The following is a 9729-nucleotide window of genomic DNA, read 5'->3' as shown; positions in this document are numbered from 1 at the left end:
TTTTTTAAAAGGACACCCCCGCGCAACCCACCCGCCGGGGGGCGTCGGCCGGGGGGCGCCCGGCGGCGGCCTGGTGGAATTCGCCACCCGCCGCCGCGTCACCATCTTCATGTTCATGATCACCCTGGTGCTGTTCGGCCTGATCGCGCTGGGCAACCTCAAGGTCAACCTGCTGCCGGACCTGAGCTATCCGACGTTGACCGTGCGCACCGAATACACCGGCGCGGCACCGACCGAAATCGAAACGCTGATCACCGAGCCGGTCGAAGAGGCCGTGGGCGTGGTCAAGAACCTGCGCAAGCTCAAGTCGATCTCGCGCACAGGGCAGAGCGACGTGGTGCTGGAGTTCGCCTGGGGTACCAACATGGACCAGGCCAGCCTGGAGGTGCGCGACAAGATGGAAGCGCTTAACCTGCCACTGGAGGCCAAGGCCCCGGTGCTGCTGCGCTTCAATCCGTCCACCGCGCCGATCATGCGCCTGGTGATCGCGGCCAAGGACGACCCGGCCAGCGATGCCGACGCCGTGCGCCAGCTGACGGCGCTGCGCCGCTATGCCGATGAAGACCTGAAGAAGAAGCTGGAACCGGTGGCCGGGGTGGCGGCGGTGAAGGTGGGTGGTGGCCTGGAAGACGAGATCCAGGTCGACATCGACCAGCAGAAGCTGGCCCAGCTCAACCTGCCGATCGATACCGTCATCAAGCGGTTGAAGGAAGAGAACATCAACATTTCCGGTGGGCGCCTGGAGGAAGGCTCGCAGCGCTTCCTGGTGCGCACCGTCAACCAGTTCGCCGACCTGGAAGACATCCGCAACCTGCTGGTGACCACCCAGGGCAGCAACGGCAGCGCTGCCGACGCGGCCATGCAGCAGATGTTCGCCATCGCCGCCTCGACCGGTTCGGATGCAGCAGTCGCCGCCGCGTCCGCTGCGCAGAGCGCCTCCAGCAGCAGCTCCACCACCGTGGCCAATGGCGTGCCGGTGCGGCTGAAGGACGTGGCCACGGTGCGCCAGGGCTTCAAGGAACGCGAAGCGATCATCCGCCTGGGCGGCCGCGAAGCGGTGGAATTGGCCATCTACAAGGAAGGCGATGCCAACACGGTGGCCACCGCCGAAGCACTGCGCGCCAAGCTTGAGCAGATCAAGGCGCAGATTCCCGGTGATGCCGAACTGACCACCATCGAGGACCAGTCGCGCTTCATCGAGCACGCCATCAGCGACGTCAAGAAAGACGCGGTGATCGGCGGCCTGCTGGCCATCCTGATCATCTTCCTGTTCCTGCGCGATGGCTGGAGCACGTTCGTGATCAGCCTGTCGCTGCCGGTCTCGATCATCACCACGTTCTTCTTCATGGGCCAGCTTGGCCTGAGCTTGAACGTGATGTCGCTGGGCGGGCTGGCGCTGGCCACCGGCCTGGTGGTGGACGATTCCATCGTGGTGCTGGAAAGCATCGCCAAGGCGCGCGAGCGCGGCCTTGGCATCCTGCAGGCGGCCATCACCGGCACCCGCGAAGTGAGCATGGCGGTGGTGGCCTCGACCCTGACCACCATCGCGGTGTTCCTGCCGCTGGTGTTCGTCGACGGCATCGCCGGCCAGCTGTTCCGCGACCAGGCGCTGACCGTGGCGATCGCCATCGCGATCTCGCTGCTGGTGGCGATGACCCTGATCCCGATGCTGAGCTCGCTCAAGGGCCGCCCGCCGCTGGCGTTCCCGGAAGAGCCCGCGCATGCCGCGTGGCAGCCGCAGCGCCGCTGGCTCAAGCCGGTTGCCGGGGGCCGCCGTGGCTTTGGCGCGCTGGTGCGCTGGACCGTGTTCGGCATCGCGTGGGCCATCGTGCGCGTGTGGCGCCTGCTGGTGGCGGTGATCGGCCCGGTGATGCGCAAGGCCAGTGACCTGGCCATGAAGCCGTATGCCGGCGCCGAGCGCGGTTACCTGCGCCTGCTGCCGAACGCGTTGGCCCACCCGGGTAAAGTGCTGGGCATGGCGGCAGTGGCCTTCGTGGCCACGCTGGCCCTGGTGCCGATGCTGGGCGCGGACCTGATTCCGCAGCTGGCCCAGGACCGCTTTGAGATGACCGCCAAGCTGCCGGCCGGCACGCCGCTGAAGCAGACCGATGCGCTGGTGCGCGAACTGCAGCTGGCCCACGCCAAGGACGACAGCATCACCTCGCTGTACGGCGTGAGCGGCAGCGGTACGCGGCTGGATGCCAGCCCGACCGAGAGCGGCGAGAACATCGGCAAGCTCACCGTGGTGATGGCCGATGGCGGCAGCGCCCGCACGGAAGCGGCGATCACCGAGCGCCTGCGCGGTTCGATGCAGGGCCACCCGGGTGTGCAGGTCGACTTCGCGCGGCCGGCATTGTTCAGCTTCTCCACGCCGCTGGAAGTGGAGCTGCGCGGCCAGGACATGGCCACCCTGGAACGTGCCGGCCAGGCGCTGGCCGCCCGGTTGCGCAGCAACCCGCACTACGCCGACGTGAAGTCGACCGTGGAAGAGGGATTCCCGGAAATCCAGATCCGCTTCGACCAGGAACGCGCCGGTGCGCTGGGCCTGACCACCCGGCAGATCGCCGACGTGGTGGTCAAGAAGGTGCGCGGCGACGTGGCCACGCGCTACAGCTTCCGTGACCGCAAGATCGACGTGCTGGTGCGCGCCCAGGAAGGCGACCGCGCCAGCGTGGAGAGCATCCGCCGGTTGATCGTCAACCCGGGCAGCACGCGCCCGGTGACGCTGGATGCGGTGGCCGACGTGGTGGCCACCAATGGCCCCAGCGAGATCCATCGCGCCGACCAGACCCGCGTGGCGGTGGTGTCGGCCAACCTGCGCGACATCGACCTGGGCGGCGCGGTGCGCGAAGTGCAGGACATGGTGGCCAACGATCCGCTGGGTGCCGGCGTCAGCATGCACATCGGCGGGCAGGGCGAGGAGCTGGCCGAATCGGCGCGCTCGCTGATCTTCGCCTTCGGCCTGGCGATCTTCCTGGTCTACCTGGTGATGGCCTCGCAGTTCGAATCGCTGCTGCATCCGTTCGTCATCCTGTTCACCATTCCGCTGGCCCTGGTCGGTGCGATCCTGGCGTTGATGCTCACCGGCAAGCCGATCTCCGTGGTGGTGTTCATCGGCCTGATCCTGCTGGTGGGGCTGGTGACCAAGAACGCGATCATCCTGATCGACAAGGTCAACCAGCTGCGCGAGGCCGGCGTGGCCAAGCATGAGGCGCTGGTGGAAGGCGCGCGCTCGCGCCTGCGCCCGATCATCATGACCACCCTGTGCACGCTGTTCGGCTTCCTGCCGCTGGCGGTGGCGATGGGCGAGGGTGCCGAAGTACGCGCCCCGATGGCGATCACCGTGATCGGCGGCCTGCTGGTGTCCACGCTGCTCACCCTGCTGGTGATCCCGGTGGTGTACGACCTGCTCGATCGCCGTGGCGATGCCTATTACCGCGAGCGCGGCCGCCATCACCATCGCGGCACTTCCGATGCCCACACCGCCGGCGGTGCGGCACAGGAGCCGGCATGAGCATTGCCGAGTTCTCCATCCGCCGCCCCATCACCACCATCATGTGTTTCGTCTCACTGGTGGTGGTGGGCCTGATCGCCTCGTTCCGGCTGCCGCTGGAGGCGCTGCCGGACATCTCCGCGCCGTTCCTGTTCGTGCAGGTGCCGTACACCGGCTCCACGCCCGAAGAAGTGGAGCGCACCATCATCCGGCCGACCGAGGAAGCGCTGGCCACGATGACCGGGATCAAGCGCATGCGCTCCCAGGCCACCGCCGAAGGCGCCAGCATCTTCATCGAGTTCACCGACTGGGACCGCGACATCGCCATTGCCGCTTCCGATGCACGCGAGCGCATCGATGCGATCCGCAGCGACCTGCCCGATGACCTGCAGCGCTACAACGTGTTCAAGTGGTCCAGCAGCGACGAGCCGGTGCTGAAGGTGCGCCTGGCCAGTGCGTCGGACCTGACCGGTGCGTACGACATGCTGGACCGCGAGTTCAAGCGGCGGATCGAGCGCATTCCCGGCGTGGCCCGGGTGGAGATCTCCGGCGCGCCGCCGAATGAAGTGGAGATCGCGATCGATGCCGATCGCCTGACCGCGCACAACCTGAGCATCAACGAGCTCAGCGACCGCCTGCGCACGCTCAACTTCTCGATCTCGGCCGGGCAGATCGACGACAACGGCCAGCGGGTACGCATCCAGCCGGTCGGTGAGATCACCGACCTGCAGGAACTGCGCGACCTGGTCATCGATACCAAGGGCCTGCGCCTGGGCGACATCGCCGATGTCCGGCTCAAGGCCGCGCGCATGAACTATGGCCGCCGCCTGGATGGCAATCCGGCGGTGGGCCTGGACATCTACAAGGAGCGCAGTGCCAACCTGGTGGAAGTCTCGCGTGGCGCACTGGCCGAGGTGGAAGCCATCCGCCGGCAGCCGTCGATGCGCGATGTGAACATCAAGGTGATCGACAACCAGGGCAAGACGGTGACGTCGTCGCTGCTGGAGCTGGCCGAAGCCGGTGCGGTCGGCCTGCTGCTGTCGGTGACGGTGCTGTTCTTCTTCCTGCGCCATTGGCCGTCGACGCTGATGGTGACCCTGGCGATCCCGATCTGTTTCGTGATCACCCTGGGTTTCATGTACTTCGTCGGCGTGACCCTCAACATTCTGACCATGATGGGCCTGCTGCTGGCGGTGGGCATGCTGGTGGACAACGCGGTGGTGGTGGTGGAGAGCATCTACCAGGAACGCGAGCGCATGCCCGACCAGCCGGTACAGGCGTCGATCATCGGCACCCGCAACGTGGCCATCGCGCTCAGCGCCGGCACCCTGTGCCACTGCATCGTGTTCGTGCCCAACCTGTTCGGCGAAACCAACAACATCAGCATCTTCATGGCGCAGATCGCGATCACCATCTCGGTCTCGCTGATGGCCTCGTGGCTGGTGGCGGTGAGCCTGATCCCGATGCTGTCCGCGCGCATGCAGACGCCCAAGCTGGTGCACTCGCAGACCGGCGTGATCGCGCGCCTGCAGCGCCGTTACGCCCAGCTGCTGCAATGGACGCTGGAACACCGTGGCTGGAGCGTGTTCGGCATCATCATGGTGGTGCTGGTCAGCCTGGTGCCGATGAAGCTGACCAAGATCGACATGTTCGGCGGCGAAGGCGGCACCGATGTGTTCATCGGCTACAACTGGAAGGGCGCCTTCACCCGCGCGCAGATGTCCGACGAGATCCTGCGCGTTGAACAGTACCTGGACCAGAACCGCGAGAAGCTGCACATCACCCAGGTGTATTCCTGGTACAGCGAACAGGAAGGCAGCAGCACCATCGTGACCCTGGACGCCAAGCACGCGGGCAACATGGCCGCCGTGCAGGAGTCGCTGCGCAAGGGGTTGCCGCGTTCGGCGCGGGCCGACTACATCGTTGGCAACCAGGGCGGCGATGGCGGCGGTGGCGGTGGCAGCAAGGGCGTGGAGGTGCAGCTGGTCGGTGATTCGACCCAGATGCTGCAGGAGATCGGCGAAGACGTGGTGCCGCTGCTGGCCCAGCGCAAGGAACTGCGCGATGTGCGCATCGACAATGGCGAGAAGGGCAGCGAGCTGTCCATCCACGTCGACCGCGAACGGGCCGCCGCGTTCGGCTTCAATGCCGAGCAGGTCGCCAGCTTCGTCGGCCTGGCGCTGCGCGGTGCACCGCTGCGCGAGTTCCGTCGCGGTGACAGCGAAGTGCCGGTGTGGGTACGCTTCGCCGGCGCCGAACAGAGCAGCCCGGAAGACCTGGCCAGCTTCACCGTGCGCACCGGCGACGGACGTTCGGTGCCGCTGCTGAGCCTGGTCGACGTGAGCATCAAGCCCTCCGCCACCCGCGTGGGCCGTACCAACCGCCAGACCACGTTGACCATCAAGGCCAACCTGGCCGAGAAGGTGACCGCGCCGGAAGGCCGCAAGGCGATGGAGGAAACGCTCAAGCCGATGAGCTTCCCGGCCGGCTACACCTTCACCTTCGATGGCGGCGACTTCGGTGACGACAACGAGGCCATGCAGCAGATGCTGTTCAACCTGATCATCGCGCTGGTGATGATCTACGTGGTGATGGCGGCGGTGTTCGAATCGCTGCTGTTCCCGGCGGCGATCATGAGCGGAGTGCTGTTCTCGATCTTCGGGGTGTTCTGGTTGTTCTGGCTCACCGGTACCTCGTTCGGCATCATGTCCTTCATCGGCATCCTGGTGCTGATGGGGGTGGTGGTGAACAACGGCATCGTGATGATCGAGCACATCAACAACCTGCGCCGGCGCGGCCTGGCCCGCACCCAGGCGCTGGTGGAAGGCTCACGCGAGCGCCTGCGCCCGATCATGATGACGATGGGCACGGCGATCCTGGCGATGGTCCCGATCTCGCTCACCGACACCCAGCTGCTGGGCGATGGGCCGCCGTACTACCCGATGGCGCGTGCCATCGCCGGCGGCCTGGCGTTCTCCACCGTGGTCAGCCTGCTGTTCCTGCCGACCATCTACGCCATGCTCGACGACATGAGCATCAACGTGGCCCGCATCGTGCGGCGGGCGAGGGGGCTACCGCCCAAGGGCAGCGGCGCGGTGATCGAACCGGCATGAACGAAAAGGGCCACGCAATGCGTGGCCCTTTTCGTATCGACCAACGGTCGATACCTACCCGTTGGGTGCCGGTAGCCGGTACCGACCGTTGTGTGCCGGCGGTAGGTACCGACCGTTGTGTGCCGGCGGTAGGTACCGACCGTTGGGTGCCGGCGGTAGGTACCGACCGTTGGTCGGTACGCTGGGTCAGCCGCCGACCTTGTTCCACACCTGGAAGCCGGTCAGCCACAAGCCCAGCATGCTGCCCAGGTTGGTCAGCATGAAGGTCAGCACCACCCGGGTGACGCGGTTGCGGTACCAGCCGCGCACGCTCTGCGCGTCATCGCGCAGCTTGAGGAAATCCTCGTACGCCGGCTTGCGCAGGCGCGCCTCGACCAGCGCGGCAAAGGCACCGGTCGGGATGCTCAGGCGGAACGGCTTGAACGGTGCCACCACGATAGCGGTGAGGATGCTCAGCGGGTGGCTGCCGGCCAGCAGGCAGCCCAACCCGGCCAGGCCGCCGGTGTACATCGCCCACACCGCCAGCAGCTCGGTGCCCACGCCCAGCCCACCGCGATAAAAGCCCATGGCGATACCGGCCAGCACCACCGCCAGGATGGTCAGCGTGATCCACGGAATGTTGCGCTTCTTCGGCACGTCTTCCAGCGATGCGCGCAGCGGGCCGGGCGCTTCGGTGTCCGATTCCAGGTACTTCGCCAGCCCGGCCAGGTGGCCGGCACCGACCACGGCCAGTACTTCGCGCTGCGCCGGGTCGTGCACTTCGCGCAGGCGGGTGGCCATGTAGCGGTCGCGCTCGCCGATGATGGTTTCGTACAGCGCCGGGCTTTCGCTGGCGAACTCGCCGAAGCTCGCTTCCAGCATGTCGCCCTGTTTGAGCTTTTCGATCTCGTCTTCGCCGACGTCTTCGGAGGCGAACAGGCCGGCACCCAGGCCCATGACCAGCTTGATCTTGCCGAAGAAGCCCAGCCGCTGCGAGGCGCGCTTGAAGGTCAGGCCCACTTCGCGGTCGATCAGGTGCACCGGCAGGTTGTGCGCGTTGGCCAGGCCGACCGCGCGCTTGAGCTCGGCGCCGGGCTCGATGCCCAGCTGTTCGGCCAGCCGCCGCTGGTAGGCGGCCAGGGCGAGGTTGGCGGCGAACAGCGCCACGCGGCCCTTGCGGATCACTTCGACCAGGTCCAGCTTGGCCAGTGCATCGGGATTGGTCAGCGCCTGCAGGCGCTGCGGATCCAGCTCCACCGCGACGGCATCGAAGCGGCCGCTGTTGATGGCCCGTTCCACCACCTCCACGCTGGCCTGCGAGACGTGCGCGGTGCCCAGCAGGGTGTAGCGCACGCCGTCGCGCTCGACCACGCGCACGGGCTGGCCGGCGAACAGGGTGTCGCCGTTGTCGTCCATCAGGTTTTCAGTCATTTCATCATTCATTCGAAGGGGCGCTGTCGACACCGTCGCCGAGCGCGCGCTGCATCTGCACCGTATCCAGCCAGCGCCCATGCTTGCGGCCCAGGCCACGGAAAATGCCGACCAAGTGGAAGCCGAAGCGTTCGTGCAGCTTGATCGATGCGGTGTTGGTCGGTTCGCCGATCACCGCCACCATCTGCCGGTAGCCACGCGCGACGCAGGCGTCGATCAGGCCCTGCATCAGTGCGGTGCCGACGCCCTTGCCCTGGAACGCGGCATCGACGTAGACGGAGTTTTCGACCGTCCACTGGTAGGCGACGCGGCCACGGTAGGTGTTGGCATAGGCGTAGCCGGCCACGTGGCCATCGACCTCGGCCACGATGTACGGAAAGCCGCGTGCGACGATGTCGTGCATGCGCCGCTGCATCTCGGCCGCATCCGGAACGTCGTACTCATAGGTATTGACGAAGTCGGTTACTTCCACCGCATAGATGGCGGTGATGGCCGCAATGTCGGCATCGGTGGCGTCGCGCAGCAGCACGGTCACGGGGCAGGGTTCCTGTGGGGAGGTCAGTCGATGTAGCGCTTGAGCAGGTCGCCGTAGGCGTCGATGCGGCGGTCGCGCAGGAACGGCCAGATGCGGCGCACGTGTTCGCTGCGCTGCAGGTCGACATCGCAGACCAGCACGGTGGGTTCGCCACCGGCTTCGGCGATGAACTCACCCTGCGGGCCCAGCACATGGCTGTTGCCCCAGAACTGGATGCCGGAGGCGCCGATCGGCGAGGGCTCATGGCCGACGCGGTTGCAGCTCAGCACGGGCACGCCGTTGGCCACGGCATGGCCGCGGTGGCTGAGCACCCAGGCATCGCGCTGGCGGCCCTGTTCGTCCTTCTGGTCGTCCGGATCCCAGCCGATGGCGGTGGGGTAGAGCAGCAGTTCGGCACCGGCCAGCGCCATCAGGCGCGCGGCTTCAGGGTACCACTGGTCCCAGCAGACGAGCACGCCAAGGCGGCCCACCGAGGTATCGATCGGCTTGAAGCCGATGTCGCCGGGGGTGAAGTAGAACTTCTCGTAGAAGCCCGGATCGTCCGGGATGTGCATCTTGCGATACTTGCCCAGCAGGGTGCCGTCCTTCTCGAATACCACGGCGGTGTTGTGGTACAGGCCCGCGGCGCGGCGCTCAAACAGCGAGCCGACGATCACCACGCCATGCTTCTTTGCGAGTGCGCCAAGACGCTCGGTGCTCGGCCCGGGGATCGGTTCGGCCAGGTCGAACTCATCCACCGATTCGTGCTGGCAGAAGTACGCGCCGTTGTGCAGTTCCTGCAGCAGGACCAGCTTGGCACCCTGGGCAGCCGCTTCAGCCACGCGCGTTTCGATCACGGCCAGGTTGGCGGCCGCGTCACCGTGGTTGCGCTCCTGGATCAGGGCGACGGAAAGGGTGTGGCGTGAGCTCATCCGGGGCGGGTCCTGCAGGGGGAAAAACGCAGTTTATCGCGGATGGGTGTGTACGGCGTGCTGGTTGTTAAACCGGTGCTGTTAAGGCCTTCAGTAGCCCGGAATGCGGGTCGCCGGGCTTTGCCCGGCTGCTGATGAATCGTGGCGAACAGCCTTGGCTCAGCGGTTCCCTGGCTTGGCGGGACGGTGCGGGTTTGCGGGGGGCGCCGTGAACCCATCCATGGGGGCTTGGTCGCCGCATCCATGCGGCTCACACCCCCGCAAACC

At 66.6% G+C, this 9729-nt stretch carries 5 protein-coding genes; 2 read left to right on the top strand and 3 right to left on the bottom strand.

Going from position 1 to position 9729, the window contains the following annotated elements; all coding sequences use genetic code 11:
* The first annotated feature begins 70 nt into the window (after window positions 1-70).
* Together QMX79_RS18185 and QMX79_RS18180 are read left to right on the top strand one after the other, a co-directional pair.
* Window positions 71-3514 carry an efflux RND transporter permease subunit gene (locus QMX79_RS18185; protein ID WP_282248025.1) on the top strand — a complete coding sequence of 1148 codons (3444 nt, stop codon included), beginning with the start codon at window positions 71-73 and terminating at the stop codon, window positions 3512-3514.
* Window positions 3511-6606, top strand: coding sequence for an efflux RND transporter permease subunit (locus QMX79_RS18180; protein WP_282248024.1), 3096 nt, complete (start codon window positions 3511-3513; stop codon window positions 6604-6606). Before QMX79_RS18185 ends, QMX79_RS18180 begins: the two co-directional genes overlap by 4 nt.
* Window positions 6607-6792: 186 nt before the next feature.
* On the opposite strand, the gene QMX79_RS18175 is transcribed toward QMX79_RS18180, so the two are convergent.
* The 3 genes from QMX79_RS18175 to QMX79_RS18165 are packed head-to-tail and all read right to left on the bottom strand — an operon-like array spanning window position 6793 to window position 9462.
* The gene (locus QMX79_RS18175; RefSeq protein WP_282248023.1) at window positions 6793-8028 is read right to left on the bottom strand and encodes a TraB/GumN family protein; all 1236 of its coding nucleotides are present in this window, start codon (window positions 8026-8028) and stop codon (window positions 6793-6795) included.
* Window positions 8021-8551, bottom strand: a complete 531-nt coding sequence (locus QMX79_RS18170) for a GNAT family N-acetyltransferase (protein WP_282248022.1) — start codon at window positions 8549-8551, stop codon at window positions 8021-8023. Before QMX79_RS18170 ends, QMX79_RS18175 begins: the two co-directional genes overlap by 8 nt.
* A gap of 23 nt (window positions 8552-8574) precedes the next feature.
* A complete protein-coding gene (locus QMX79_RS18165; RefSeq protein ID WP_282248021.1) occupies window positions 8575-9462 on the bottom strand; it encodes a carbon-nitrogen hydrolase in 888 nt (295 codons plus the stop codon).
* Window positions 9463-9729 lie beyond the last annotated feature (267 nt).

The sequence above is a fragment of the Stenotrophomonas sp. PS02300 genome (genome assembly GCF_029959395.1).
In the GTDB taxonomy this organism is placed as follows: Bacteria; Pseudomonadota; Gammaproteobacteria; order Xanthomonadales; family Xanthomonadaceae; genus Stenotrophomonas; species Stenotrophomonas maltophilia_AD.
This window is presented reverse-complemented; position numbering and strand designations above follow the sequence as displayed.